At 68.5% G+C, this 26960-nt stretch carries 24 protein-coding genes and 1 pseudogene; 20 read left to right on the forward strand and 5 right to left on the reverse strand.

Features of this window, described 5'->3' with window-relative positions; all coding sequences use genetic code 11:
- Nucleotides 1-2: 2 nt before the first annotated feature.
- From OG746_RS00345 to OG746_RS00405, 13 genes are all read left to right on the forward strand, one after another.
- Nucleotides 3-3806, forward strand: coding sequence for a hypothetical protein (locus OG746_RS00345; RefSeq protein ID WP_266710598.1), 3804 nt, complete (start codon nt 3-5; stop codon nt 3804-3806).
- A gap of 10 nt (nt 3807-3816) precedes the next feature.
- Nucleotides 3817-5439, forward strand: coding sequence for a right-handed parallel beta-helix repeat-containing protein (locus tag OG746_RS00350; RefSeq protein WP_266710599.1), 1623 nt, complete (start codon nt 3817-3819; stop codon nt 5437-5439).
- 68 nt (nt 5440-5507) lie between these two features.
- Nucleotides 5508-5990, forward strand: a complete 483-nt coding sequence (locus tag OG746_RS00355; protein WP_266710601.1) for a hypothetical protein — start codon at nt 5508-5510, stop codon at nt 5988-5990.
- Nucleotides 5991-6004: 14 nt separating this feature from the next.
- Nucleotides 6005-6226, forward strand: a complete 222-nt coding sequence (locus OG746_RS00360) for an Acb2/Tad1 domain-containing protein (RefSeq protein WP_266710603.1) — start codon at nt 6005-6007, stop codon at nt 6224-6226.
- The gene (locus tag OG746_RS00365) at nt 6226-7050 is read left to right on the forward strand and encodes a peptidoglycan recognition protein family protein (protein ID WP_266710605.1); all 825 of its coding nucleotides are present in this window, start codon (nt 6226-6228) and stop codon (nt 7048-7050) included. The genes OG746_RS00360 and OG746_RS00365 overlap by 1 nt, the downstream gene beginning before the upstream one ends.
- 10 nt (nt 7051-7060) lie before the next feature.
- The gene (locus OG746_RS00370) at nt 7061-7315 is read left to right on the forward strand and encodes a holin (protein WP_266710607.1); all 255 of its coding nucleotides are present in this window, start codon (nt 7061-7063) and stop codon (nt 7313-7315) included.
- Nucleotides 7316-7353: 38 nt separating this feature from the next.
- Entirely contained in the window at nt 7354-7686 is a 333-nt protein-coding gene (locus OG746_RS00375) for a hypothetical protein (RefSeq protein WP_266710609.1), read from the forward strand.
- Nucleotides 7683-8366 carry a collagen-like domain-containing protein gene (locus OG746_RS00380; protein WP_266710610.1) on the forward strand — a complete coding sequence of 228 codons (684 nt, stop codon included), beginning with the start codon at nt 7683-7685 and terminating at the stop codon, nt 8364-8366. Before OG746_RS00375 ends, OG746_RS00380 begins: the two co-directional genes overlap by 4 nt.
- Nucleotides 8367-8530: 164 nt before the next feature.
- Nucleotides 8531-8734 carry a hypothetical protein gene (locus OG746_RS00385; protein ID WP_266710612.1) on the forward strand — a complete coding sequence of 68 codons (204 nt, stop codon included), beginning with the start codon at nt 8531-8533 and terminating at the stop codon, nt 8732-8734.
- A gap of 5 nt (nt 8735-8739) precedes the next feature.
- Nucleotides 8740-9276, forward strand: a complete 537-nt coding sequence (locus OG746_RS00390) for a DUF6879 family protein (protein WP_266710614.1) — start codon at nt 8740-8742, stop codon at nt 9274-9276.
- On the forward strand, nt 9273-10115 hold the full coding sequence (locus tag OG746_RS00395) for a helix-turn-helix domain-containing protein (protein WP_266710616.1): 843 nt from the start codon (nt 9273-9275) through the stop codon (nt 10113-10115). Before OG746_RS00390 ends, OG746_RS00395 begins: the two co-directional genes overlap by 4 nt.
- An 87-nt stretch (nt 10116-10202) precedes the next feature.
- Nucleotides 10203-10661 (forward strand): hypothetical protein, encoded by a 459-nt coding sequence (locus OG746_RS00400; RefSeq protein ID WP_266710618.1) that lies wholly within the window; start codon nt 10203-10205, stop codon nt 10659-10661.
- Nucleotides 10662-10786: 125 nt separating this feature from the next.
- A complete protein-coding gene (locus OG746_RS00405; RefSeq protein ID WP_266710620.1) occupies nt 10787-10993 on the forward strand; it encodes a hypothetical protein in 207 nt (68 codons plus the stop codon).
- A gap of 519 nt (nt 10994-11512) precedes the next feature.
- On the opposite strand, the gene relB is transcribed toward OG746_RS00405, so the two are convergent.
- Nucleotides 11513-11743 (reverse strand): type II toxin-antitoxin system RelB family anti-toxin, encoded by a 231-nt coding sequence (gene relB / locus OG746_RS00410; protein WP_266718621.1) that lies wholly within the window; start codon nt 11741-11743, stop codon nt 11513-11515.
- A gap of 563 nt (nt 11744-12306) precedes the next feature.
- Nucleotides 12307-13362, reverse strand: a complete 1056-nt coding sequence (locus tag OG746_RS00415; RefSeq protein ID WP_266710622.1) for a LacI family DNA-binding transcriptional regulator — start codon at nt 13360-13362, stop codon at nt 12307-12309.
- Nucleotides 13363-13639: 277 nt separating this feature from the next.
- Between OG746_RS00415 and OG746_RS00420 the strand changes: the two genes are divergently transcribed.
- The 7 genes from OG746_RS00420 to OG746_RS00450 all read left to right on the forward strand — a co-directional run bounded on the left by OG746_RS00420 (nt 13640) and on the right by OG746_RS00450 (nt 23706).
- Nucleotides 13640-14962, forward strand: coding sequence for an ABC transporter substrate-binding protein (locus OG746_RS00420; RefSeq protein ID WP_266710624.1), 1323 nt, complete (start codon nt 13640-13642; stop codon nt 14960-14962).
- Nucleotides 14959-15990, forward strand: a complete 1032-nt coding sequence (locus OG746_RS00425) for a carbohydrate ABC transporter permease (protein WP_266710626.1) — start codon at nt 14959-14961, stop codon at nt 15988-15990. The genes OG746_RS00420 and OG746_RS00425 overlap by 4 nt, the downstream gene beginning before the upstream one ends.
- Complete coding sequence (locus OG746_RS00430; protein ID WP_266710628.1) at nt 15987-16892, forward strand: carbohydrate ABC transporter permease; 906 nt, start codon at nt 15987-15989, stop codon at nt 16890-16892. Before OG746_RS00425 ends, OG746_RS00430 begins: the two co-directional genes overlap by 4 nt.
- A 177-nt stretch (nt 16893-17069) precedes the next feature.
- A complete protein-coding gene (locus OG746_RS00435) occupies nt 17070-18521 on the forward strand; it encodes a GH1 family beta-glucosidase (protein ID WP_266710630.1) in 1452 nt (483 codons plus the stop codon).
- Nucleotides 18522-18628: 107 nt separating this feature from the next.
- Nucleotides 18629-20305, forward strand: coding sequence for an aspartate-alanine antiporter (aspT, locus tag OG746_RS00440; protein WP_266710632.1), 1677 nt, complete (start codon nt 18629-18631; stop codon nt 20303-20305).
- A 16-nt stretch (nt 20306-20321) separates the two neighbouring features.
- Nucleotides 20322-22025 carry an aspartate-alanine antiporter gene (aspT, locus tag OG746_RS00445; RefSeq protein WP_266710634.1) on the forward strand — a complete coding sequence of 568 codons (1704 nt, stop codon included), beginning with the start codon at nt 20322-20324 and terminating at the stop codon, nt 22023-22025.
- 28 nt (nt 22026-22053) lie between these two features.
- Nucleotides 22054-23706 carry a bifunctional aspartate transaminase/aspartate 4-decarboxylase gene (locus OG746_RS00450; protein ID WP_266710636.1) on the forward strand — a complete coding sequence of 551 codons (1653 nt, stop codon included), beginning with the start codon at nt 22054-22056 and terminating at the stop codon, nt 23704-23706.
- A 9-nt stretch (nt 23707-23715) separates the two neighbouring features.
- Here OG746_RS00450 and OG746_RS00455 read toward each other — a convergent pair.
- From OG746_RS00455 to OG746_RS00465, 3 genes and pseudogenes are all read right to left on the reverse strand, one after another.
- Nucleotides 23716-24609: pseudogene (locus OG746_RS00455) on the reverse strand (chitinase); the annotation flags it as partial.
- Nucleotides 24610-24873: 264 nt separating this feature from the next.
- The gene (locus OG746_RS00460) at nt 24874-26271 is read right to left on the reverse strand and encodes a sensor histidine kinase (protein WP_266710640.1); all 1398 of its coding nucleotides are present in this window, start codon (nt 26269-26271) and stop codon (nt 24874-24876) included.
- Nucleotides 26268-26957, reverse strand: coding sequence for a response regulator transcription factor (locus tag OG746_RS00465; RefSeq protein WP_266710642.1), 690 nt, complete (start codon nt 26955-26957; stop codon nt 26268-26270). Before OG746_RS00465 ends, OG746_RS00460 begins: the two co-directional genes overlap by 4 nt.
- Nucleotides 26958-26960 lie beyond the last annotated feature (3 nt).

The raw sequence follows: 26960 nt of genomic DNA on the forward strand, positions 1-26960 counted from the left end.
TCGTGGCCTTTCCCGAGGACCCTCTGGGGCTGCGCGTCGAGATCAAGGCAGGGCGGTGGACGGACATCACGGGGGACGTCTACACCCGCGACGCGATCACGCACACGCGCGGCATCCGGTCGGGTAGCACGACGGCGGAGCCTGCGTCGGTGCCGCTCACGATCAACAACCGCGACGGACGGTACAGCCCGCGCAACCCGATGAGTCCCTACTACGGGCTCATCGGCCGCAACACGCCCGTACGCCTGTCGCTGCCGGGCGGCGGCCACTTCCTCGACCTCGACGGCGACCCGGCCAACTACGCCTCGACTCCCGACACGTCGGCGCTGGACATCACCGGCGACATCGACCTCCGTATCGAACTGTCGGCGTCCTGGTACCGGCCCGGCGTGCAGATGCTGCTTGGCAAGTGGGGAGCATCCGGGAACCGCTCCTACCTGATGCGGATCGCCGACGGGCGGCTCTATTTCTTCTTCAGCCTCGACGGCACGGTGAACTACAGCGCCTCCCAGCCGCTGCCTGCGTTGCCCGAACGTGCGGCCCTGCGCGTGACCTTTGACGCCGACAACGGCGCCGGGCAGTGGGCCGTTGACCACTTCTGGGCGCCCACCCTCGACGGCCCGTGGACGCAGATCGGCAAGACGTTCACCAACGGCACCGCACCCTCGGCTCCGGTCGTGCTCTTCTCCGGCCCGGCGCCGCTGGCCGTTGGCCCCAGCGACCTGTCCCTCAACCGCCTGCCGTTCGAGGGCAAGGCATACCGCGCCGAGGTGCGCTCCGGCATCAACGGCACGATCGTCGCCGCACCCAACTTCACACAACGCCCCGTTGGCACCGCGCCATTCACCGACTCCGCCGGCCGCAGCTGGTCGTTCTCGGGCACGGCCGCCGTGGCCGACCGGCGTGACCTGTTCGTCGGCGAGATCGCGTCGTGGCCGCAGAAGTGGGTAGGCAGCGGCGCGGACGTATGGACGTCCGTGCAGGCGGCCGGGATCCTGCGCCGCTACGGGCAGGGCGTGAAGGCCCTCGACAGCACGCTTCGCCGCCGGATTCCGTCCGGTGACCCGGTCGCATACTGGCCGATGGAAGAGGACCAGGGTGCCACCCGCGCCTACTCGCCGATCAAGGGCGTCACCCCGGCCGCACTGACCGGCGTCGAGTTCGGCGCGCTCGACACCCTGCCCTCCTCCGACCCGCTCCCGAAGATCAGCAGCTCGGGCGGCACCCTGTCCGCGATCGTGCCCGCACACGCCGACCTCGGACAATGGCAGGTCGAGTTGGTGTACAACGCCGACGGCAAGGCACCGCCGGAATCTGGGGACTACGCCGAGGTGATGGGCGTCTCCGCCACCGGCACCGTCCGCCGCCTGGTCGTGAGCATGCGCGCTGACAGGGGCCGTATCCAGGGCTTCGACGCCAGTGGCGCCGCTCTGTTCACCCTGACCGCGCTCTTCCAGTACGTTGCCCCATTTGATGAGTGGCACCGACTGCGTGCGTGGGCCCGCGAGGAGGGCGACGGCACCTGTACGTGGCAAGTGAGCTGGGAGAACGTCACCGGCCGCGTGCAATACCGCTTCTTCACCACGGCGGGCTCGGCCGGTCACGTCACAGCGGTCACCGCGACCTGGGGCAAGGAGCTGGAGGGATGGAGCGTCGGCCACCTCTCCGTGCTGCCGACCGCGGACAACGCTCTCTACAACGGGTCCGACACCGCGTACGCGGGAGAGACAGCGTGGGCGCGGATGCAGCGTCTGGCGTTCGAGGAAGGGTTGTCCATCTCGCGCATCGCGGGAGAGCTGACGACGCAGCAGGTCGGCCCGCAGCGTCCGGAGGCCCTCCTCGATCTGTTGCAGGAAGCGGCGGACGCGGACGGCGGCATGCTTGTCGAGTCCCGCGACCGTCTCGGGGTGCTCTACCGCGACCGCTCCAGCCTCTACACGCAGGAGCCTGCGCTCGTCCTCGACTACGCGGCCGGCCAGATCGCCGCGGATTCGCTGGAGCCGACGGCCGACGACGATGCGACCCGCAACGACATCACGGTGTCCCGCACGGGCGGGAGCTCGGCGCGCTCGCTCCTTGAGGAAGGCCCGCTGTCGGTGCTGCCACCGCCGGCGGGGATCGGCCTGTACGACGAGTCGGTCACGCTGAACGTCGACGATGACCAGCAGTTGGAGTACATCGCGCCGTGGCGGCTCCATCTGGGCACGTATGACGGGGCGCGGTATCCGTCGGTGGCGGTGCGGCTGCACAAGCATCCGGAGCTGATCGACGCGGTGCTCCGCCTGCGTGAGGGCGACATCCTCCGCATCCTCAACCTTCCTTCATGGGTGGCGTACGGACCGGTGGATCTCCTGATCACGGGCCTGACGGAGACGTACAAGCCGCGCACGTGGGAGATCACGTTCACGTGCGATCCGGGCGGCCCGTGGATGACCGCGCGCGCCGACCACGCGGTGTACGGGAAAGCGGACACGGGCGGTTCCGAACTGGCCGGCCCTGTCTCCGCGACGGATACGGCGCTGGCCGTGCGCACGACCGTCGGCGCGCAATGGACGGACGCCCCCAGGGAGACCCCGTTCGATGTCGCCCTCGGTGGCGAGGTCGTGCGGGTGAACACCGTCGGGCGCACCATCCTGCCTGCGGACCCCTTCTTCGAGAGCGGCATCGTCGGCTGGGACGTGGAAAATTCGACGCTGGCCTGGGACCAGTCGGTGACCCACCCGCGCGGCACCACGTCCCTGAAGATCACACCGAACGGGGCGAGCGCTGTGGCGGGCGCATCCTCCGCGCTGTCCGCAGCCGACAGCATCGTTCCCGGACAGGCGTACCGGGCGGGCATGTGGGTGTACTGCCCGGTCGCCCTGACCGATGTCCAGCCCACGCTCTACTGGCACAACGCGGCGGGCACCTACCTATCCACTGGCGGCCCCAACACCGGCGCAGCGGTGCCCGCAAACCAGTGGACGTGGGTGGAGGCAACGGTGACGGCGCCAGCCAACGCGACCCGGGGCAAGATGCGCCCCCGCTTCGGCGGCACGCCAGCAGCCCAACCCATTTACGTGTGGGCACCGCGGGCCGTCACACCGACGGGGCAGTCGGTATCCGACACATTCACCCGGGCCGTCACGGGCGGCTGGGGGAAGGCTGACACCGGCCAGGTCTGGGCCTGGACGGGCGGTTCCGCTGGTGACTACGCCGTGAACGGCAGCGTCGGCCAGCACGTGATGAACACGCGGAACGTCCTCCGGTACATGTTCGCCCCCTCTCCGTCGGCTGACGTCGACGTCCGTGCGGACTGGGCCCTGGACAAGGTAGCCGTAGGCGATTCCACCTACGCGTTCCTCATGGCCCGTTACACGGACACGAACCACTTCTACTTTGCCCGCGCGCAGGTGGCCCCGGCGGGGAACATCGTCCTGACACTCCGGAAGCGCAACGGGGCGGAGGCCCAGCTGGGGGGCTCGTACACCGTGCCTAGCTTCGCCGCGGGCACGTACTACACGCTCCGTCTCCAGGTCATCGGGTCAACGATCCGCGCGAAGTGCTGGCTGCGGTCCGCCACGGAGCCGGAGGCGTGGCAACTATCCGAGACGGACACGGACCTGACAGCGATGGGATCTGTCGGTGTGCGGTCCCTGCTCGGGACATCGTCCACGCAGGCGCTGCCGGTCACCGCGTCCTTCGACAACTTCCAGGTCACTGACTCCCAGACCTTCACGGTCACGCGCTCACTGAACGGCGTCGTCAAGCCGCACACGGCCGGTACACCGCTCTCTCTCGCCCATCCGGCGATCGCATCCCTGTAGGAGGTCTCTCTTGGCTACCCCTGTGGAGTGGCGGCCCGGCATGGACATCACGGCGCCACGCCTGGAGTCCATGAACCAGCGCCAAACGTTCATGGTCACCAACTACGGCGCCGACTCGTCAGGCGGGACGAATGCGGCGCCGGGCATCCAGGCCGCGCTCAATGCCGCGCGGGATCTCGGGGGCGCGCAGGTACTCGTGCCGCCGGGTGTCTACCTGATCGGGCAGACCCTCCGCATCTACACGAACACGCGGCTCACCCTCATGCAGGGCGCGGAGTTCCGGCGGAACGTCGCCGCGACGATGCTCCTCAACGGGGACGGAGGCCAGAGCCTCGGCGGCTACACCGGGCACTCTCGGATCATCATCGAGGGCGGCCTCTGGAACATGCGCGGGACGGCGAGCGGCCTGACCGGCAACGCCATGTGCATCAGCATCGGGCACGCCACCGACATCACGATCCGCGACCTGGAGATCCGCGACGTCTCCGGCTATCACGGCATCGAGATGAACTCGACCAGCCACGGCCTCGTCGAGAACTGCAAGTTCCGCGGCTACGTCGACAACACCGCCGACAAGTCGCGCGGATTCTCTGAGGCCGTACAGATCGACCTCGCGAAGTCTGCTGGTGAATTCGGTGGGTTCGGCCCGTACGACCACACCCCGTGTGAAGACATCTTGGTCTCCGGCTGTCACTTCGGAGCCTCCGGCACATCCGGCACCACTGCATGGCCGCGCGGCGTCGGCTCACACTCGGCCACCATCGGCCGCTGGCACCGCCGCATCCGCATCGCCAACAACTCGTTTGAGGGCCTGCTCCAGTACGCGATCAGCGCCTACAGCTACGAGGACTTGACTGTCGTCGGCAATACGTTCGTGGCCTGCGGCAGCGGCGTCCGCCTGCGCTCCAACATCCTCACGGACTCCAACGACACGACAAACGTCGACGGCGTGGACACCCACTTGTCCCAGCCGATGCGCAACCTGAGCATCTCCGGCAACACCTTCAGAGATATGGGCAACTACGCGGACGCCATCGAGGCCCGCGGCGAACCCTCCGGCACCGTCCTCAACGTGGCGATCTCCGGGAACGTCTTCGACAACACCGGCACCACCGCGAACGGCATCCGCCTTCAGTACGTCGAGCGGGCCTCAGTCACCGGCAACGCCATCGCGAACACCGGCAACACCGGCATCTCCTTGGAGGATTGCAACCGGATCACCGTCGGCTCCAACCAGGTCACATGGGGGCACGGCTACGGCATCACCGCCGTCGACTGCACGCAGGTCACCATCGCCGACTGCCAGATCTGCTACCCGGGCAAGGGCGGCATCCTCCTCGACCAAGCCTCCAGCGATATCCAGCTGCGCGGCAACTTCATCAAGGGCCCCTCCCGCGACAGCAACGACGGCTACTGGGGCATCAACATCTCGGGCGGCTGTTCCTCCGTGACTGTTACCGGGAACAAGACGCGCCCGTACGGCAGCGCCCCCGAGGGCAAGGGCGGCTTCCGGACCGAAAACACTGTGACTCTGGTCCACCGGTTCGGCAATGACTGGCGCGGCTCGACATGGGTTGGGGCTGCGCTGACGGACCCGTCGACTCCGAACACCTCGGCCACCGACATCACCTGATCCATCGCTCCTTCACCTGCACGCCCCGAGCCCGCTGGCCGGGGCTTTTCTCATGTCTGGAGGCCCGCATGTCTGTGTACGTGTGCTCGCTGAAGACCGATCTCCCGCAGTCGATGCCCGGCGGCGGCGAGTACAACATCGTCCGCTTCCCCTACGAGCAGGGCGCCGAGTCCTACGACAAGCACTGCATGCACGAGCAGGCCGACCCGCTCGGCTACGAGGTGCGCGACTGGCAGCGCGACGACCGCTCCGGGCTGATCTGGCCGGCCGTGGATGGGTGGGCGACGCTCACGGCGCTCATCTACTGGGAGGCCGGCGACTACACCGAGCTGCGCGACCGGTTCGTCCGTGACCCGCTCGACCTCGCGGGCGGCGCGGACTCGACGGCGACCGAGCACCGGCCGCCGTCGCCCGGTCAGCAGTTCTTCCACAAGACGCACGAGATGTTCGTGCACCCGGGCACGCCCGTGGCACTGCTCGCCGCGCACAACGCGCCCAAGTCGTGCCGGATCACGCTCGCCGAGTTCAAGCTCGCCATCCACCCCGACTAGACGTCTGGAGCCCCATGCACCCCGAGGACATCGAGAACCGGTTCGCCTTCCACGCGGCGACTACGCAGGAGAAGCGCGACGAGCACACCAGCGTCCGGCAGACGTGCAGGCGCCTCGCCGACGAGCTGAACGAACGGCTCCCGGAGGGACGGGAGAAGGCTCTCGCCGTGACCAAGCTGGAAGAGGTCATGTTCTGGGCGAACGCGGCGATCGCGCGCGCCGGGACGGACAGCTGATGGCCAAGCTCTCCAGCGCCACGCAGCGCCCGATCCCGGTCAACTACACCAAGGGCGGGCAGACCAGCGTGCGCGGCGTCGTCGTGCACATCATGGCCGGCACTCTCGCGGGCACGGATTCATGGTTCCGCAACAGCCGAGCGCAGGCCTCATCGCACTTCGGCACCGGCAAGACCGGCGCCCTCTACCAGTGGGTCGACACCGCTGACCGCGCCTGGGCGCAGGCGAGCGGCAACTCGACGTGGCTGTCGGTCGAGAACGAGGGCCAGGGCGGCGACACCCTGACCGACGCGCAGATGAACTGCATAGCCGAGGTGCTCGCGTGGGCCCACAAGGTCTACGACGTGCCGCTCCAGGTCGCCTCGTCGCCGAGCGGCAAGGGCCTCGGCTATCACGCGATGGGCGGCTCCGCGTGGGGCGGGCACACCTCGTGCCCCGGCTCGAAGATCGTCGCCCAGCTTCCGCAAATCGTGGCCCGGGCGCAGCGCCTCGTGGCCGGACAGAGCATCGAGGAGGACCCCTTGGCGGGCATGACCAAGCAGGACATCTACAACGCGGTGTGGAAGACGGACGCCATCCCTGCGCCGAGCACGTCGAGCACGATCAAGACGAATCCCACGTGGGAAGCCGTCAGCGTCCTCTCCGACATCGCGAACCGTGTCCGTTCGACCGAGGCCACCGTCACCGCGCAGTCGGCCACGATCAAGACGCTCGCGCAGGCCCTCGCCGACCGCGGCGACCCCGTCGATGTCGACGCGCTCATGAAGCGCATCACCGACGCCATCGAGTCCGTGACCGTCCGCCTCGACGTCGACGAGAAGTGAGGTTCAGCAGATGATGACGCTTCCGTTCTGGAAGGCCACGTTCGAGCGGATGATCCGCACGTTCGCTCAGGCCGTACTCGCCCTGCTCACCGGCGACGGGCTCGGCCTCGTTGACGTCGACTGGGGCGCCGCCCTGTCGGTCGGCGGGCTCGCCGCGGTCGCCGCGCTACTCACCGCGATCGTGGCGAGCGGCGGCACCACGGGCCCGGGCATCACGGAGACCGTGGCCACAGCGGACACGCCGCGCGGCCCGACGAGCATCTGACCCTCTTCTCGAACTGGCCGTGATGGAGGGGGTGTTACGTGGACGCAGCGACGCTCGGCGCCGTCGGAACGATCGTCGTCGGGCTCGCCGCGGCCATCGCGGGCATCATCGGCCAGCGCGGAGCCAACCGGGCCAACCAGTCGGGCGCCGTGTTCGGCGGCTACTCCACGCTCGTCGACAACCTCCAAGAGGAGCGCGACAAGCTGCGAACCCAGCTCGCCGAGAACGAGGTGAAGTTGGCGGCCGCCTACGCCGAACTCTCCAGTGAGCGCACCGAGAAAGCCGCGCTGCTCTCACAGATCGGCGACCTCAACCACGAGAACCGTCGCCTACGCGAGCAACTCGCCGACCTGGGAGGCCAGCACACGTGAGTGGACGCCACGCACAGCCGCTCCTCGTCCGCCGGTGGCGCTCCCTCATGCTCGCGGCGATCCTCCTCGTCCTGTCCGGGGCGGTCCTCCTCGTGTGGATGCGCATCGACGCCGAGGCGCACCGTGCGGACCAGCTGGGGGCCGAGGCATCGCGCCGGAGCGGCGACGTGCGGACGCTCGCCGAGGACGTACGGATCCTGCGCAAGCAGGTGCGCGCGGAGGGGGGCACGCCTGCCGCGCCGGATCCGTCGCGCGCGGTTGATCTCCCGGCGCGGGTGAAGGATCCCGTACTCGTGCCGGGGCCACGGGGCCGTCAGGGCGCATCGGGGAAGCCGGCGCCTACGCTCACGCCGTCACCGGGCCCGCAAGGGTCGCCGGGCGCACCGGGTGTGCCGGGGTCGGACTCGACGGCATCGGGCCCGTCCGGTCCTCCCGGAGCGAGTGGACAGCCCGGAGCGTCCGGCGCCCCGGGAAGGGACGGCACCGACGGCAAGGACGGGAAGGACGGCACGACGTCGTGCCCGGATGGGTATTCGTGGCAGGCGCCGGCCACCGACCCGGATGCGCTGGTGTGCCGCCGGGTCGGCGCGGCCCCACCTCCAGAGCAGCCAGCCCCCGACTCGTCGGACACGGAGCCGCTCGCCGTAGGACTGGATCCGCAACGTAGGCAGTACGTATAGAGCTTGGCCCTCATCACCTGCGGGTGGTGGGGGCCGTTTCGTCATGCCCGATTGCAGGCCCCGACCGGGGCTCCCCGGCACCGGAGCAATCTCGCGCAATCCGAAGACACACGCTCCGAATGCGCAGCATGCTGGATCTCCAACCAGCGCAGATGGAGGGCGACATGACGCTCAGGTTCATCGGCACGACGTCAGACCACGGCAACTGCCCGACCCTGTACGAGGTCGAGGAAACAGGCGAGATCCTTGTCCAGGGCGAGCGCGAGACGGACCCCGAGCACCTCGCCCAACTGCGGGACGTGAAGGACTCGGAGACCTTCGTCCGCATCCCTCGCGAACTGCTCACCCGATTCGCCCCCAAGGAGTAGCCCGAGTGCCTCAGTTGATCCCGTTCGACGAGATCAGCCACCTGTTCACCGACTTTGAGCACACTGCCTGGCGTCTGGAGACGCAACGGGGCTACGCCTCGGACCGGGCAGGCGCGAAGTGGGGCCGGTGGAAGGCTGGCGAGGACATCGCGAACGAACCACCCGACTCGTGGCGCACGCAGGTCGCGAAACAGAGAGCGGAAGGGAAGCGCTACGAACGCGTGCGGCTGGTCGACAACCCGCCCACCGAGGGGCAGCGCTTCCTCCTCGCCTCCGGGCTCGGCAATGTGAACTCGGGCGAGGACATCCGGAACATGTGGCGTGCCGATGCGGTGCAACTCGGGTTGCCGAGCTACGACTTCTGGCTCTTCGACTCCCGCACGGTCATCAAGTTCGTCATCGACGACCACGGGACCACTCTCGGCGTGCATGTCCTCGAAGACGCGGAGAGCGTCGTCCATGCGTGCCAGGTCCGCGACCTCGCCTGGCATTACGCCGTGCCTACCAGGCAGTTTCAAGCGCAGGTACCGTCTGCCAGGTGAGCACCGATTTTCAGGCTGGCCGTGAAGCCCTCGGCGCGCGGCTACGCGAGCTGCGCACCGAGGCCGGCCTGAACGGTAAGGAGTTCGCCGAACGGATCGGCTGGCAGCGGTCCAAGGTGAGCCGCTTGGAGCACGGCAAACAGACCGCGACGGCCGAGGATCTGGACGCGTGGGCACAGGCGGTCAACGCGCCTTCCGCGAGTGCTGACTTGCAGAGCCGATTGCGTGGGCTGGAGTCGCAGCAACGGTCGTGGCGACGTCAGCTTTCCTCCGGGCACCGCGCCGTGCAGGACCGGTACGTCGCCGAGTACCGGCGAACGGCGACCGTCCGCGGCTACGAGGCCACAGTGGTCCCGGGGCTGTTCCAGACGCCGGAGTATGCACGCCACCTCCTGACCAGGAACGCCGAGTTGATGCGGTCGCCGCGCGATACCGACGAGGCAGTAACCGCCCGCATGAAGCGCCAAGAGGTGCTGTATCAGCCGGGTAAAACGTTCCGGGTCCTCATCTGGGAGGCTGCGCTTCACGTGCTGGTGTGCCCGCGCGAGGTGATGGCCGGGCAGCTCGATCGTCTTGCCGGGCTGATCGGCATGAGCACGGTCTCGCTCGGAATCGTGCCCTTCGGCGTGCCACTCAAGAGCACCACGAAGCACGGGTTTTGGATCTTCGACGAGGAGCGGGTTGTCGTCGAGACGATCAACACGGAGTTCACGCTGGAGTCTGCGGAGGATGTGGCCCTGTACGGTCGAGTCTGGGACCAGTTCGACGAGGCCGCCGCCTACGGGCCGCAGGCGCACCGGCTCATCGCTCGCGCACGAGCGAGCTTCGACCTCTCGTGAACAACTCCCTCCAACTCCACCAGCCATAGGCGCAATCCCGCGCAATCGCCGAGCACACGCGCCCGCCGTCTCCCTACGGTCCTGGTCATGGCCGCAAAGACTCGCGCAACCAATCACCCACCCGGTGACGTGTGGCTTGCCGAATGCACCGGGCACACACGCCTCGCACACGAGGTGTGGTCGGTGGGCGGGCTCGTACCGATCCACTGCACCCACTGGCTCGCCGTCGAGGCCCAGCTCCTTACCGCACTGGAAGCACGCAAGCGCATGCCCAGCCGAGCGCGCGGGCCCCTGCTCATCGACTCCGGGCTGGAGGTCGCATGGTGGCTCGTCCCGCTGGACGCCGCCGACGACCTCGCTGATATCCGCCCGCTCACCGTGCACCCCTACGACTGGCCGCTGCACTGCCCGTCGTCCCAGCGCCCGGCGTGCGGCCGGTTCTGGCTCGACGCCCCGGACGGCTCTGGAGTGATCACGGATCCCGTATACCTCGCCGCGGCGGTCGGTCCCGCTGCCGGCCGACTTCGCGCGGAGGCGTTCGGATGACCCCAAGAACAGCACCAGTCCGCTCGCCCGCCGAGCCGATCCTCGTATCCGTACCGCCCGTCAACACTCTGTCCGAACCACAGCGATGCGGGCGCAGTTGCGTGTGGTGCAGCAGCGCTCTCGCCATGGGCCACAGCGTCGACGTCGGCGAGCGCGATGACGAGAGCGGCCGGCACTGGTTCCCGCGTGGCTGCCCGCGGTGCTCGGCGAAGCAGGTGTACGTGCAGCTCATAGAACACGCCGCGTCCTGCGAGCAGTGCGTCGACAACGGCGGCTTGTGCCCGGCCTCCGCCGAGCTGCGGCGCGCGCTCAAGGAAGGGCGGGCGCGATGACCACCGACCGCGGGCGGATCTGCTGGCGATGCGACGAGCCGATCCAGTCCGTTGATGAGGTCGTTTTGGCCGACGTCTTCAGCAACTCGGGCGCGGGCGCAAGCATCGAACTGCACCGCACGTGCCCCGTGGTACCCCGGCCGAGGCAGACCGCCCCGGTTGGGTGGGGCCCACGCAGCAACCGGGCGGCCCCGCCTTCCCAGAACTGACCACCGACCCCCGCCGCCGGCATATCTCCACGGATCCCCCGGCGTCGGGAAGTGCGGCCGCCCGCGCCCGTGCGCCGGGCGGCCGCTTCAAACTCCCGCACACCCAGACCCCGTGCGCGGGCGGGCGGCGGCACGACGGCGGTAGTGCCGCCGCCCATCAATTCGGAAGGCGATGCATGACCGAATGGACAGACCCTCGGCACGCGGCCCTGGTCGCAGCCTGGAGGCGCACACAGCAATCAGCTCCCCGCCCGGAGGAGCGGCCGGTGCGGGGCTTCGCGGTTCCCGTAAAGCGCTGACACCCCTCGAACTAGACGAGGTCGCGGAGCGGGACGTCGAGCGCGTCGGCGATGCGGATCAGGTTGTCGAGGATCGGGCTCGCGTGGCCCTGCTCGATGCGGTTGATGGCCTGACGGTCGAGGCCGGCGCGTTCGGCCAAGGTCTCCTGCGTCATGTTCGCGTGGAGGCGTGCGGCCCGGATGCGGTCGCCGACGGCGCGTCGGGCGGCGAGGACGCGTGGCGTGGGCGGGGCGGGCGGCACCCGCTCAACGCTCGCGGCCTCATGATCGACTGTCTGTATCGTCAACCGTACTTTTTTGGATCACACGTGCGGAGAATGTGCACGCCCTGTACGAATAGGGCACACGTTCGAGTGAATTGGGTTTGTGCATATTGCCACCGGCAAACTCGCGCACTGAACTGTGGCCCGTACAGCCACCCGAGACTGACCTCCCCTCCGGCCCCCCAGGCTCCGGGAAGGTCAGCAGTGCCCCCGGCCCGGCGCCGGGGGCGCTGTCACGTCCGTGACCTCACCGACGGTTGGGGCGCTTTGCACTCACCCTGCCCAAGGGCCCGGCGCATGCCGCTCCAGGATGTTCCCGCGGGAACACGCACCCCCTCCCGAAGACATTCCGAAGCATCGAGCGACATCGAAAGACGCCGATTTGCCCCAATTTCCCGCAACGCCGCAGGTCAAAAGTGGGTAACAAAACAGGTTCAAGTCCCGTCACTCACCCTGAAGGATTCGAAGGCCCCGGTTCGAAAGAACCGGGGCCTTCGGCGTTCCCGGAGGATCCGGACGGATCCTGACCCCCGGGGCCACATCTACGACGAGGCGCGGACCACCAGCTCCGTCGGAAGCACCAGGTGCCGCTGCGTGCCCCGGCGGACGGACGAGCGCTTCCCCTCCGCGGCCAGGGCGATCTCGTCGAGCAGCAGCCCCGTCATCGCCCGGCCCATGTCCAGGGTGGGCTGGCGCACGCTGGTGAGGCCCGGCTCCATGTGGCGGGCGATCACCGAGTCGTCGAAGCCGACCAGGGAGACGTCGTCGGGGATGCGGCGGCCCGCCTCGCGCAGCACCTGGCGGGCGCCCGAGGCCATCAGGTCGGAGCAGGCGAAGACCGCGTCGAGGCCGGTGCCGCACTCCAGGAGCTCCTCCATGCAGCGGCGGCCGCCCTCCTCCGTGAAGTCTCCGTAGGTCACCAGCTTCTCGTCGTAGCCGATGCCGCTCGCGGCCAGCTCGTCCACGTAGCCGGCGAAGCGGCGCTGGGCCCCGTACACATCGAGCGGGCCCGCGATGATCGCGACGGAGCGGCGGCCCCGGGAGACCAGGTGCTCGACGGCGGAGCGGGCGCCCGCGTAGTTGTCGGTGTCGACCGAGGGCAGCGGCTCGTCCGCGGAGCGGGGGCCGCTGATCACGGTCGGGATGTCCATCTGGATGAGGCGGTCCGCGAGCGGGTCGTCGGAGTGCACCGAGACCAGGAGGACACCGTCGACGCGGTGGGCGGCGAGGTAGGTGGCCAGCCGGTCCTGTTCGCGCTCGCCGCGGGCGAAGGTGAGCAGGAGCTGGAGGTTGGTCTCGGCGAGGGCGAGGCCGACGCCGCCGACCATGCCGGAGAAGTACGGCTCGGAGAAGAACCGGGACTCCGCCTCCGGGACCACCACGGCTATGGAGTCCGAGCGGTTGGCCGCGAGGGCACGGGCCGCCGTGTTCGGTACATAGCCGAGCTCGGCGACCGCCTCCTCGACCGCGGCGCGGGTGCGGTCGCTGACCCGCGGCGACCCGTTGATGACACGGGAGACCGTGCCCCGGCCGACGCCCGCTCGGGCCGCGACCTCCTCGAGGGTCGGGCGCCTGCCGTGCGTGCCGTGAGCCACCATGACTCGTACCTCCCCAGATCTTGAGCGGAATCTAACAGCCCGATAACCGCACGAACTTGTCGCCGCCGAGTGTCTTGACACCCCGGGTTCGAGCGACGACCCTTCAACTCATCACGGATGGGAGCGCTCCCACCCTACTGGACGCATACAGAAGCCGCACGTTCCCCGCCCGAGCCGCAAGTGAACAACCGGGCCCAGTACAACAGTTGGCAGTGGCAGTTGGCCGGGGGGTCTGCACGTCTCAGCATCAAGAGCACTTGAGCACTTGGAGGACGCAATGCGCACTGCCCGTACGTCCCGACGCGCGATGACCTTCGCGGTCGTCGCCGCCTTGGCCACAGGCCTGCTTGCCGGTTGTGCGAGCGATGACGGCGACGACTCCGGGGGCGCCGGAGGCTCCGGTGACAAGGAGGGCGCGACCACACTGACGGTCGGCACCTTCGGCACCTTCGGTTACAAGCAGGCCGGGCTCTACGACGAGTACATGAAGCTGCACAAGAACATCACCATCAAGGAAAACGTCACCACCCGGACCGACGTCTACTGGCCCAAGACCCTCACCCGTCTGCAGGCCGGATCCGGCACCGACGACATCCAGGCCATCGAGATCGGCAACATCACCGAGGCCGTGCAGACGCAGGCGAACAAGTTCGTCGACCTCGGCAAGGAGGTCGACAAGTCGCAGTGGCTGGACTGGAAGAACAAGCAGGCCACCACCAAGGACGGCAAGCTGATCGGGCTCGGCACCGACGTCGGTCCGATGGCGATCTGCTACCGCAAGGACCTCTTCAAGAAGGCCGGCCTGCCCACCGACCGCACCAAGCTCGCCGAGATGTGGAAGGGCGACTGGGCGAAGTACGTCGACGTCGGCAAGGACTACATGAAGAAGGCGCCGAGCGGCACCAAGTTCGTGGACTCCGCCTCGTCGGTCTACAACGCGGCGCTGGGCGGCGCGAAGGACCGCTACTACGACAAGAGCGGCAACGTCATCTGGGACAAGTCCGAGGGTGTCAAGAAGTCGTGGGACGCCTCGATGGAGGTGGCGACCTCCAACATGTCGGCGAAGCTGAAGCAGTTCGACAAGCCGTGGGACCAGGGCTTCGCCAACGCCAAGTTCGCCACCGTCGCCTGCCCGGCGTGGATGGTCGGCTACATCCAGGAGAAGTCCGGTGACGCCGGCGAGGGCAAGTGGGACATCGCGGCCGCGCCGACCGCGGCCAACTGGGGCGGCTCCTTCATCGGTGTGCCGACGGCGAGCAAGCACCAGAAGGAGGCCATCGCCCTCGCGAAGTGGCTGACCGCCCCTGCGCAGCAGGCGAAGGTCTTCGCCAAGCAGGCCAGCTTCCCGTCGACCCCGTCGGCGTACTCGACCCTGAAGCCGAAGGCCGAGACCCTGGCGTACTTCTCGGACGCGCCGCTGACGCAGATCTTCTCCGACTCGGCGAAGACCATCCCGGTGCAGATCTTCGGCATCAAGGACCAGCCGATCAACACGGCGATCACCGACACGGGCATCCTCCAGGTCGAGCAGAAGGGCAAGTCGCCCGAGCAGGGCTGGGACGCTGCCACCAGCGAGGTCAAGGACGTGCTCGGCCAGTGACCAGCTCCAACGAGGCTCTCGCGCAGACCGCGTCGAGCGCCGACGCCGCGTCCGACTCCACCGAGGAGTCGGGCGCGGCCCGGGGCGCTCAGGGTCGCGGTACGCCGCCGTCGGACACGTCCTGGCGCAGCCGGCTGTACCGCTGGGACATGAAGGCGTCGCCGTACGCGTTCATCGCCCCCTTCTTCATCATCTTCGGTGCCTTCTCGCTTGTGCCGCTGCTCTACACCGCTTGGTACTCGCTGCACAACGTGCAGCTGTCGTCCCTCGACAGCCAGACCTGGGCGGGCCTGAAGAACTACACGAACCTGTTCGACTCGGAATTCTTCTGGAACGCCCTGGGGAACACGTTCACCATCGGCGTGATCTCCACCGTGCCGCAGTTGATCGTGGCGATCTGGCTCGCCCACATGCTCAACTACCGGCTGCGCGGCTCCATCGTGTGGCGCGTCGTCATGCTTACCCCGTACGCCACTTCGGTGGCGGCGGCGACGCTCGTGTTCGTCCTGCTGTTCTCGCCGGACAACGGAATGATCAACTGGGCGCTCGACCTGGTCGGCATCGACCCGGTCAACTGGCGTGAGTCCGACTGGGGTTCACAACTCGCGGTCTCCTCCATCGTGATCTGGCGGTGGACCGGGTACAACGCGCTGATCTACCTCGCCGCGATGCAGGCCATCCCGGCCGACCTGTACGAGTCGGCGGCGCTGGACGGCGCGAACCGCTGGCAGCAGTTCCGGCACGTGACCGTTCCGATGCTGCGGCCGACGATCCTGTTCACCGTCGTCGTCTCCACCATCGGCGCGACCCAACTGTTCGGTGAGCCGCTGCTGTTCGGCGGGGTCAGCGGCACCAAGGGCGGGTCCCAGCACCAGTACCAGACGCTCGGCCTGTACATGTACGACCAGGGCTGGATCAACGGCAACCTCGGCAAGGCGGCCGCCATCGCCTGGTCGATGTTCCTGATCCTTTTGGTCATCGCCGCGATCAACCTGTTGATCACCCGACGGCTGAGGAAGGCCCAATGACCACCATCAGTGATGTGACGCCCGGCCGGCTGGCCAAGGAGGGTGCCGGGCCGCCGACCCGCCGACGGATCTTGGGCGCGGGCAAGCAGCTGCACGCGGGGCCCATCACCTATGTCTCCCTGGCCCTGTTCGGCGTGATCTCCCTGGCGCCGCTGCTGTGGACGGTGATCGCGGCGTCCCGTACGAACGCCCGGCTCGCCCAGACGCCGCCGCCGTTCTGGTTCGGCGGCAATCTGTTCAAGAACCTGGACACCGCCTGGAACCAGGCCGGCATGGGTTCCGCGATGTTCAACACGATCCTCGTGGCGAGCTGCATCACCGTCGGCACCGTGCTGTTCTCCACGCTCGCGGGCTTCGCCTTCGCCAAGCTGAAGTTCCGCTTCTCCTCGACGCTGCTGTTGATGACCATCGGCACGATGATGATTCCGCCGCAACTGGCCGTCGTACCGCTGTACTTGTGGATGTCCGACCTGGGCTGGGCCAACCAGCTGCAGACCGTCATCCTGCCGACGCTCGTGTCCGCCTTCGGCACGTTCTTCATGCGGCAGTACCTGGTGCAGGCGCTGCCGACCGAGCTCATCGAGGCGGCGCGGGTCGACGGGGCGAGCAGTCTGCGGGTGGTCTGGCATGTGGTGTTCCCCGCGGCGCGGCCCGCGATGGCCGTGCTCGGGCTGCTGACGTTCGTCATGGCCTGGAACGACTTCCTGTGGCCGATCATCGCGCTCAACCAGGAGAACCCCACGGTGCAGGTCGCGCTGAACGCGCTCGGGACCGGGTACATCCCCGATGACTCGGTGATCATGGCGGGGGCGTTGTTGGGGACGTTGCCGTTGCTTGTCGCGTTTCTGCTGTTCGGGAAGCAGATTGTGGGCGGGATCATGCAGGGGGCGGTTAAGGGGTGATCACGGGGTGGGCGGGGTGTTCATGTTGCGCCCCGCCGCTCCTACGCCTCGGGGCTCCGCCCCGGACCCCGCGCCTCAAACGCCGGCGGGGCTGGATCTGCTCAATCGCCGCAGGGGCTTGATGTGCGCGGCTCGATGTGCCCGCCCCGTCTGATCACTATCTATGGGAGCGCTCCTATGACCACCACTGGAAACACCAGCACCGCCCTCACCGGCGAACCCGTCGCGACCCGGTTTCCGGCCGGGTTTCTTTGGGGGGCGGCCACTGCCTCGTATCAGATCGAGGGGGCCGTGCGGGAGGACGGGCGGACGCCGTCGATCTGGGACACGTTCAGTCATACGCCGGGGAAGGTGCTGAACGGCGACACGGGGGACGTCGCCGTGGACCACTACCACCGGTGGCGCGACGACGTGCGGCTCATGGCCGACCTGGGGCTGACCTCCTACCGCTTCTCCGTGGCGTGGCCGCGGGTGCAGCCCACCGGGCGCGGGCCCGCCGTGCAGCGCGGGCTCGACTTCTACCGTGGGCTCGTGGACGAGCTGCTCGCCAATGAGATCAAGCCCGTGGTGACGCTCTACCACTGGGACCTGCCACAGGAGTTGGAGAACGCGGGCGGCTGGCCCGAGCGGGACACCGCCTACCGGTTCGCGGAGTACGCGGGGCTCGTCGGCGAGGCGCTCGGCGACCGCGTCGAGAGCTGGGTGACGCTCAACGAGCCCTGGTGCAGCGCCTTCTTGGGCTACAGCTCCGGGGTGCACGCCCCCGGGCGGACGGATCCGGCGGCCGCCCTGCGCGCGGCCCACCACCTCAACCTCGGTCACGGGCTGGCCACTTCGGCCCTGCGCGGGGTGCTTCCCGCCCGCGCCAAGGTCGGCATCAGCCTGAACCCGAGCGTGGTCAGGGCGCTCACCGAGAGCCCCGAGGACCAGAACGCCCGACGCCGGATCGACGCGCTCGCGAACCGGGTCTTCACCGGGCCGCTGCTCAAGGGCGCCTATCCGCGCGACCTCCTCACCGACACCGCGGCCATCACGGACTGGTCGTTCGTGCGGGACGGGGACACCGCGGCGATCCACCAGCCGCTCGACTTCATCGGCCTGAACTACTACACGCCGGCCGTCGTCTCGGCCGCCCGCCCCGAACAGGCGGGCCCCCGCCTCGACGGACACGGCGCCAGCGAGCACACCCCGTGGCCGGGCGCCGACGACGTCGCCTTCCACCACGCGCCCGGCGAACTCACCGCCATGAACTGGCCCGTGGACCCGACCGGCCTCACCGACCTGCTCCTCGACCACACCGCTCTCGCGCCGGGCATCCCGCTCTATGTGACCGAGAACGGGGCGGCGTACGACGATGTGGTCGACGCCGACGGCCGCGTACACGACCCGGACCGCATCCGCTATCTGCACGGCCACCTCGCCGCCGTCCACGACGCCATCGAGCAGGGCGCCGACGTCCGCGGCTACTTCCTCTGGTCGCTGCTCGACAACTTCGAGTGGTCCTACGGATACGGCAAGCGGTTCGGCGCCGTGTACGTCGACTACGAGACGCAGGAGCGCATCCCGAAGTCCAGCGCCACCTGGTACTCCCAGGTCGCGCGCAGCGGGGGGCTGCCCGCCGAATCGTGACACCCGGCGGGCAGTGGGCCGGTGCGCGTCGCGTGGCAGTGGCGGGCACCGGCCCTTAGCTTTCCCGTATGTCCGATATCAACCAATACGAGCGGTCCTGAAGCGCCATGGGTGTTCTCAAGGACCATCCGGAACTCGTCCTGTTCGTGAGCCTCGCGCTCGGCTACCTCGTGGGGAAGCTGCGCGTGGGGCCGCTGACGTTGGGCGGCATCTGCGGGACGCTGATCGTCTCGCTGCTGCTCGGGGCCTGGACCAAGGCCCATGTCTCCGACGACGTGAAGACCGTGTTCTTCGCGCTGTTCATCTTCGCGCTCGGCTACATGGCCGGGCCGCAGTTCTTCCGCAACCTCAACAAGAAGAGCCTGCGCTTCTTCGTGCTGTGCGGCATCGAGCTGGTCTGTGTCATCGGCATCGCGCTCGGCCTGGCGAGCTGGTTCGACCTGGACGTCGGCACGGCCTCCGGCATCCTGGCCGGCGCCGCCACCGAGTCCGCGGTCGTCGGCACGGCCACCGAGTCCATCGGCAAGCTCAGCAACCTCACGGCCGCTCAGATCACCGAGTACCAGGGCAACGTCGCCACCGCGTACACGGTCTGCTACCTCTTCGGCCTGATCACGATCGTGCTCTACACGAGCCAGATCATGCCGATGATGATGCGCATCAACCTGCGCGACGCCGCCCGTGAGCTGTGGGAGCGCACGCGCAGCAAGGGCAGCCTGGAGGCGGACGAGCGCCCCGCCCTGCCGGGCATGGTGGGCCGCACGTATCTGGTGACGACGGCCGACGGACGTACGGTCGGGGATCTTCAGTCCTCGCTCGGCGAGCGCGTCACCGTCGAGTCGGTCAAGCGCGGCAGCAAGGTCCTCGACGTCGCGCCCGGCCTCGAACTCACCCTCTCCGACCTGGTGCTCCTGGTCGGCCGCCGGGCGAACGTGATCGACGCGGGCCGGGTCATCGGCCCGGAGACGCCGGGCGTGCCGGGGCTCGACTCGCCGCTCGCCTCCCGCGAGGTCTCGGTCACCGACAAGGCGCTGGACGGGAAGTCCGTCGACGAGCTGCAGAAGGCGTACCCCGAGTTCTACAAGGACGGCGTCTACGTCACCGACATCACCCGCGGCGACCAGGACATGCCCGCCAACGGGGACACGGTGCTGCACCGCGGTGACGTGGTGACCCTGGTGGGCGCCCGCTCGGGCCTGAACAAGCTGGTCGCCAGGATCGGCTCGGTCGTCAAGAACGACGCCACCGACTTCATCTACCTGGGGCTCGGCATCGCGGCCGGTTCGCTGCTCGGGCAGGTCGTGGTGAAGTTCGGCGACATCCCGATGTCGCTCGGCACCGGCGGCGGCTGTCTGATCTCGGGGCTGCTGTTCGGCTGGTTCCGCTCGCGCTCGCAGACCTTCGGCGCGTTCCCGCCGCAGGCCGCCTCGACGATCAAGGACATGGGGCTCGCGGTCTTCATCGCCTGCACGGGCCTCGTCTCCGGACCGCAGGCCTGGCCGCTGATCAAGGAGTACGGGGCGCTGCTGCCGTTCGCCGGGATCGCGATGGTGCTGATCCCCGCGACGATCTCACTGTTCGTCGGCCGCAAGCTCCTCAAGATCGAGAAACCGCTCCTGATCGGAGCCATCGCGGGACAGCAGTGCTCGACCCCCGCGATCACCGCCGTCACCCAGGTGGCGCAGTCGTCCGTGCCGATGCTCGGCTACACGATCACCTACGCCCTCTCCAACTTCCTGCTCCCGCTGACGGGCCCCGTGCTCGTCGGCATCCTCGGCAACTGAGAGGGCGGTTCACGACGTGATCGACTTCCTCAACCGGAACATCTTCCAGCCCTATCCGGAACTCCTGATCTTCCTCACGGTCGCCTTCGGCTTCCTGTTCGGGAAGATCCGCTACAAGGCCATCGCGCTCGGCGCCGTCACCGGCTGTCTCATCGCGGGTCTGATCCTCGGCGCCTGGACCGAGGTCGAGATCAACGGCACGGTGAAGAGCCTGTTCTTCGTCATGTTCCTGTTCGCCCTCGGCTACAAGGTCGGCCCGCAGTTCTTCCGCGGCCTCAAGACGGACGGCCTGCCGCAGGTCCTCAACGCCGTCGTGGTCTGCGTGTCCGGCCTGCTGATCTGCTGGGTCTTCGCGGCGATGCTCGGCTACGGCCCCGGGCTCTCGGCCGGACTGCTCGGCGGCGCGCTCACCCAGTCCGCGGTCATCGGTGTCGCACAGGACGCCATCGGCACGCTGCCGGGCCTGTCCTCCGGGGCGGCCAAGAACGAGGAGAACCTCGTCGCGATCGGCTACGCGGTGACGTATCCGCTCGGCACCATCCTGTGCGCGATCCTGCTCGCCACGATCCTGCCGAAGCTCTACAAGAAGGACCTCGCCGCCGAATCGGCCCAGCTCGCCAAGGAGTTGGACGCGTCCGAGAGCGACCCGGACCTGGCCGAGGGCTACTACGAAGTGGTGCTGCGCGCCTACACCATCGAGCGCCCCGACATCGTCGGCCGCACCATCGACGACTTCGAGAACCAGCAGAAGGAGCTCGGCCACCGCCTCTACATCACGCGGGTGCGCCGCGACGGGCAGATCCTCGACCACACCCAGCGGACCGCGCTGCGCGAGGGCGACGTCGTCGCGCTCAGCGCGCTGCGCGGCTCGCTCGTCGACTACGACGCCCGCACCCACATCGGCATGGAGACCGACGATGTGGAGCTGCTCGGCTACGAGACGGAGTCGCTGCACGTGGTGGCGTCCGAGAAGGCCCAATTGGGCAGGACCGTCGCGGAGTTGCGGCGCGAGCCGTTCATGGTCGGCGTCTACGTCGACAAGATCTACCGCTCGGGCGCCGAGTTCCCCTACCGCCTCTCCACGAAGATCGAGCGCGGTGACACGCTGATCCTCACCGGGCCCAAGCGCCTCGTGGACCCTGCGGGCGCGGCCATCGGCAAGCCGGTCCCCACCTCGTTCGCCACCGACATGATCTGGGTCGGCATCGGCATCTTCCTCGGCGGCTGCATCGGCATCCCGGCGCTCACCGTCTCGGGCGTCCCGATCTCGCTCTCCACCTCCGGTGGCGCGCTCATCATGGGCCTGATCTTCGGCTACATCCGCGGCAAGTACCCGACGTACGGCAATGTGCCGCCCGGCGCCCAGTGGTTCATGGACACGCTCGGCCTGTGCATGTTCGTCGCGATCGTCGGCATCAACGCGGGGCCGAGCTTCACCTCGGGCCTGTCCGAGGCCGGTTGGGGGCTGCTGCTCTTCGGCGCGGTCGCCACCGTCGTCCCCCTCCTGATCGGCTTCCTCTTCGGCCACTACGTGCAGAAGATCCGCTTCCCGATCCTGATGGGCGTCCTCGCCGGCGGCCAGACCACCACCGCGGCGATCGGCGCGATCAACGAGTCCTCCCGCTCCCAGGTGCCGACGCTCGGCTACACGATCCCGTACGCGGTCGGCAACGTGCTCCTGACCATCTGGGGCGCCGTGATCGTCCTGCTCCAACACTGAGCTCCCGCACCGCACTTAAGGACCCCTCATGACCAAGACGACGTTCACGCGCGAAGAGATCCAGCAGTACGCCCAGCTCTCCCCCTTCGAGCTGAAGAACATCTTCATCGACCTCGCCGAGCAGGCGCAGGCCGACAAGCCCGGCCAGAAGGAGAAGTCGAGCCGCCAGATGCTCAACGCGGGCCGCGGCAACCCGAACTGGATCGCCACGGGCCCCCGAGAGGCGTACTACGCGCTCGGCTACTTCGCCCTGGAGGAGTCGCGGCGCGTGTGGACCGCCGACAACCTCGGCGGGATGCCGGAGAAGCACGGCGCGTACGAGCGCTTCGACGCGTTCGTACGCCGCCACCCCGACCTGCCGGGCATCGAACTGCTCGCCCAGTGCGTCCAGCACGGCATCCAGCGCTTCGGGTTCGACAAGGACGAGTGGGTGCACGAGCTGACGGACGGCATCACGGGCGACAACTACCCGGTGCCCGACCGCATGTTGACCCATGGCGAGCAGGTGGTGCGCGGCTACCTCGCGGACGAGATGTTCGACAAGAAGGCGCCCGCGGACAACAACTTGTCGCTGTTCGCCACCGAGGGCGGCACGGCGGCCATGTGCTACATCTTCGACTCCCTCATGAAGAACGGGCTGTTGAAGAAGGGCGACAAGATCGCGCTGATGGTCCCGGTCTTCACTCCGTACATCGAGATCGCCGAGCTCGACACCTACGAGTTCGACGTCACGTACATCTCGGCCAGCAAGTTCGCGGAGACGGGCGTGCGCGAGTGGCGGTACCCGGAGGAGGAGGTAGCCAAGCTGGAGGACCCGGAGATCAAGCTGGTCTGCCTGGTCAACCCCTCCAACCCGCCCTCCCTGGCGCTGAGCACCCGGGTCGCGAACCAGATCAAGGAGATCGTCGCGGCGAAGAACCCGAACCTGCTGCTCGTCACCGACGACGTGTACGGCACGTTCGTCGAGGGCTTCCGCTCGATCGCCGCCGACCTGCCGCGCAACACCCTGCTCGTCTACTCGTACTCGAAGCACTACGGGTGCACGGGCTGGCGGCTCGGCGTGATCGGGCTGCACGACGACAACATCATCGACGAGCGGATCGCCCAGCTCCCGCAGGAGGAGAAGGACCGCCTCAACAAGCGCTACGGCTCACTAACCTTGGAGCCGGAGAAGATCAAGTTCATCGACCGGCTCGTCGCGGACTCCCGGCAGGTGGCGCTCAACCACACGGCGGGCCTGTCGCTGCCGCAGCAGGTGATGATGACGCTCTTCTCCCTGTTCGACATGCTGGAGGAGGGCCAGGCGTACAAGGAGAAGATCCGCTCCATCGTCCACCAGCGCCTCGACCTGCTCCTCGAAGGCGCCCAGATGAAGATCCACGAGGATCCCCACCGGGCCGCGTACTACATCGAGTTGGACCTCCTTGCCGAGGCCGAGCGCGTCCACGGCAAGGAATTTGCGAGCTTCCTGGAGAAGAACTACGAGCCGGTCGACGCCCTGTTCCGGCTCGCCCAGCAGACGGGCGTGGTGCTCCTCAACGGCGGCGGCTTCGAGGGCCCCACGTGGTCCGTCCGCGTCTCGCTGGCCAACCTCGACAACCTCGACTACCTGAAGATCGGCCACCACCTGCGCGGCATCTTCAACGACTACGCGGAGGAGTGGCAGACCTCAAAGGCGTGACCCCAGAGGTCAGTTGAACGAGGCGAACGCCTTCTGGAAGGCGTTCGCCTCCTGCTCCACCGAACTGCACGTCGGCTGCGCCGAGTCGGAGGCCCCGCCCTCGCAGGCCTTGTCGCGGGTCGCCGACCACATCGACAGGCCGCCGAGGCCCTTCTCCTTCGCGAAGGAGACGAGCTGCGTGGCGTCCTCGACCTTGAAGACCTCGGACGAGACGTCGTTGACGCCGATCATCGGGGTGATCGCGACGGCCTTCCAGGCGTCCGCGTCCGACAGGCCGAATGCCGACTTCACCTGCGCCTGCGTGGCGGTCGCCGCCTGCTCGGCGTAGTCGCCCATGTCGCCGCTGTACGACGCCCCGTAGTCCATCGCCATGATGTTGACGAGGTCGGGCGAGGCGCCGTTGTCCTTGGCGTTCTTGAGGAAGTTCACGCCGTCCTGGGTGAGGCCCTCGGGCATCACCGGCAGCGTCACCGACACGTTCAGGTCGGGGTTGTTCTCCTGCAGCGTCGCGATCGCCTCGGCGCGCTTGGTGTTGGCGGCCGTGTCGGGCAGCGCGCCGCCCTCGATGTCGAAGTCGACCTTGGTGAGGTCGAACTGGTCGATGACCTTCTGGTACGCCGCCGCCAGGTCGCCCGCCGAGGAGCAGGCCTGCGCCAGCTCGGTGCCGGACGCGCCACCGAAGGAGACCCGTACGTCACCACCCGCCGACCTCAAGTCACCTATCTGCGCCGCGACTTCGTCACTGCCGACATCGGTGACGCCGCCCCACTTCGGAGCGCAGTCGCCGCCGGAGGTGATGAAGGCGAGGTTGAACTCCTTGACGCCGGTGGCCTTGGAGGAGTCGACCAGATCGAACTTCGGCTGCAACGAGGTGTCGACGTACGGAGCGAAAGTGGCGCCCGCGTCCGCGTCCGTCACTTCGGCGGACGCGCCGGAGGCGAAGAGGAACGCGCCGCCACCCACGAGAGCGGCGGCCACGACACCGCCCACCGCCTTCTTCCTGCCGCTGATCCTGCGCCGGTGCATGCTGCTGCTCATCGCGTGCCTGCCTTAGGTATGCGTGGGGGGTGGGTGCGCCCACGAGTAGGTGGGGCCCGGCAGACGCTAGCGACCCGCAACCCGGCAATTCGGGCAACAGGGAAGGGCGTTGAGGATCTTAGGGTTGACTTAAGTAAGGGATCGGGACCGGTTAAAGGTCGATACCAATCCTTTGCGTTCCCGGCCGCGCCGCCCGTGCCCGCGGCGCCCCTGGACGGGCCGGTACCCCTCCAGCTGCAGCCAGATCCGCACCTCGGTGCCGCCGAGCACGGACGAGCCGATACGCACGTCGCCGCCGGTGGACTCGGCGACCCGGCGCGCGATGTCCAGACCGAGCCCGGTCGAGCCGACCTCGGCGCCCTCCGTGCCGCGGGCCAGCGCGGCCTCCGGGTCGGCGATGCCGGGACCCGCGTCGGAGACGAGCACGATCACGGCACCATCGGCCCGGTGCACATCGACCGCGAACGCCGTGCCCTCGGGGGTGTGCCGGAACACGTTGCCGAGCAGCGCGTCGAGCGCGGCCGCCAACTCCCCGCGGGCGACCGGCAGTCGCACGGGCCGGTCGACGCCGGCGACCCGCACCTTGCGCCCCTCGTCCTCGGCGAGCGCCGACCAGAAGTCCATCCGCTCGCGGATCACCTCGGCGGCGTCGCAGCCCGCGCCGGGCCCGGCCGCGGCGGTCTGGGGCTTGGCTTCCCTGGCCGTACGGATGATGGTGTCGACCTCGTGCTCCAGCTGCTCCACGGCGGCCCGGGTCTGCTCGGCGGCGGGCCCGTCCCCGAGAGAAGCGGCATTGAGCCGCAACACGGTCAACGGCGTCCGCAGCCGATGCGAAAGATCTGCCGCCAACTCCCTCTCATTGGCGAGCAGTTGAACAACCTGATCGGCCATCGAGTTGAACGCCACGGCGGCGAGCCGCAGCTCGGTCGGACCGTCCTCGGGCACCCGCGCCCCGAGCTTCCCGTCCCCCAGATCGTGCGCCGCGCCCACGAGCCGCTGCGCCGGCTGCACCATCCGCCCGCCGAGCCGGTCCGCGACCGCCACGGACCCGATGATCAGCGCGATGCCGACACCACCGAGCACGACCCACGCGGTCGTCACGCCGTTGGTGACCTCGGCCTCGGGCACGTACACCTCGACGACGGCGATCTTGCCCGTGCTCACCGCGATGGGCTGCAGCCACACCGAGCCGCCCGGCACGTCCACGACGGTGGCCTGCCGGATGTCGAGCCGGTCCCGGCCGACCCGCTGCTCACCGAGCCGGATCGCCTCGTTCCCGCCGCCGGCCGGGACGTACACCGACATCCGGTCCTCGCCGCCGGTCTGCGCGGTGGCGAGGGCGCGGTCGAGCTGGTCGCGATCGGTGGTGATGGAGAGGGTGGGGCCGATGGCGGCGGCGGTCCGCTCCGCGTTGGAGAAGGCCCGGTCCCGCGCCATCTCCTTGATCACGAGTCCGAGCGGTACGGCGAAGGCGACCACCACCATCGTCGTGACGGCGAGGCACACCTTCACCAGCGCCCACCTCATGCCGGCGGCTCCAGCTTCACACCGACACCCCGCAGGGTGTGCAGATACCGCGGCCGCGCGGCAGTCTCCCCCAACTTCCTCCGCAACCATGACAAATGAACATCAATGGTCTGGTCGTCCCCGTACGACTGCTGCCACACCTCGGCGAGCAGCTCCTTGCGCGCGACGACCACGCCGGGGCGTCCGGCGAGGAAGGTCAGCAGATCGAACTCGCGCCGCGTCAGATCCAGCGGCGCACCATCGAGCTCGGCCTGCCGCCGCAACGGATCGATGGCGAGCCCACCGACCCGGATCACCCGCGAGGGCGGCTCGGCGCCCGTGGTCCCCCGCGAGCGGCGCAGCACGGCGGCCATCCGGGCGGACAGGTGCTCGGGCGAGAACGGCTTGGTCAGATAGTCGTCGGCGCCGTCGTTCAGCAGCCGCACGATCTCGGCCTCGTCGTCCCGCGCAGTGGCGATGATCACGGGTACGTCGGTGATCCCGCGCAGCATCTTGAGCGCCTCGGCCCCGTCGAGATCGGGCAGACCAAGATCCAGAATCACCACGTCGAACCGGAAATGAGCGACCTCGCGCAGCGCCTCCAACGCGGTGCCGACGCTGCGCACGGTGTGCGCGGCGTCGGTCAGGTGCCGGATGAGGGCTGAGCGTACGAACTGGTCGTCCTCGACCACGAGCACACTTGCCATGGG

It is taken from the genome of Streptomyces sp. NBC_01016, assembly GCF_026341035.1.
Classification (GTDB): Bacteria; Actinomycetota; Actinomycetes; order Streptomycetales; family Streptomycetaceae; genus Streptomyces.

Excerpts from the sequence above, each read along its gene's own strand:
- aspT (WP_266710632.1), top strand. The coding sequence starts at position 18,629 with ATGGGTGTTCTCAAGGACCATCCGGAACTCGTCCTGTTCGTGAGCCTC.
- OG746_RS00370 (WP_266710607.1), top strand. The coding sequence starts at position 7,061 with ATGATGACGCTTCCGTTCTGGAAGGCCACGTTCGAGCGGATGATCCGC.
- OG746_RS00360 (WP_266710603.1), top strand. The coding sequence starts at position 6,005 with ATGCACCCCGAGGACATCGAGAACCGGTTCGCCTTCCACGCGGCGACT.
- OG746_RS00405 (WP_266710620.1), top strand. The coding sequence starts at position 10,787 with ATGGGCCACAGCGTCGACGTCGGCGAGCGCGATGACGAGAGCGGCCGG.
- OG746_RS00430 (WP_266710628.1), top strand. The coding sequence starts at position 15,987 with ATGACCACCATCAGTGATGTGACGCCCGGCCGGCTGGCCAAGGAGGGT.
- OG746_RS00355 (WP_266710601.1), top strand. The coding sequence starts at position 5,508 with ATGTCTGTGTACGTGTGCTCGCTGAAGACCGATCTCCCGCAGTCGATG.
- OG746_RS00415 (WP_266710622.1), bottom strand. The coding sequence starts at position 13,362 with ATGGTGGCTCACGGCACGCACGGCAGGCGCCCGACCCTCGAGGAGGTC.
- OG746_RS00400 (WP_266710618.1), top strand. The coding sequence starts at position 10,203 with ATGGCCGCAAAGACTCGCGCAACCAATCACCCACCCGGTGACGTGTGG.
- OG746_RS00385 (WP_266710612.1), top strand. The coding sequence starts at position 8,531 with ATGACGCTCAGGTTCATCGGCACGACGTCAGACCACGGCAACTGCCCG.
- OG746_RS00365 (WP_266710605.1), top strand. The coding sequence starts at position 6,226 with ATGGCCAAGCTCTCCAGCGCCACGCAGCGCCCGATCCCGGTCAACTAC.
- OG746_RS00450 (WP_266710636.1), top strand. The coding sequence starts at position 22,054 with ATGACCAAGACGACGTTCACGCGCGAAGAGATCCAGCAGTACGCCCAG.
- OG746_RS00465 (WP_266710642.1), bottom strand. The coding sequence starts at position 26,957 with ATGGCAAGTGTGCTCGTGGTCGAGGACGACCAGTTCGTACGCTCAGCC.
- OG746_RS00435 (WP_266710630.1), top strand. The coding sequence starts at position 17,070 with ATGACCACCACTGGAAACACCAGCACCGCCCTCACCGGCGAACCCGTC.
- OG746_RS00460 (WP_266710640.1), bottom strand. The coding sequence starts at position 26,271 with ATGAGGTGGGCGCTGGTGAAGGTGTGCCTCGCCGTCACGACGATGGTG.
- OG746_RS00420 (WP_266710624.1), top strand. The coding sequence starts at position 13,640 with ATGCGCACTGCCCGTACGTCCCGACGCGCGATGACCTTCGCGGTCGTC.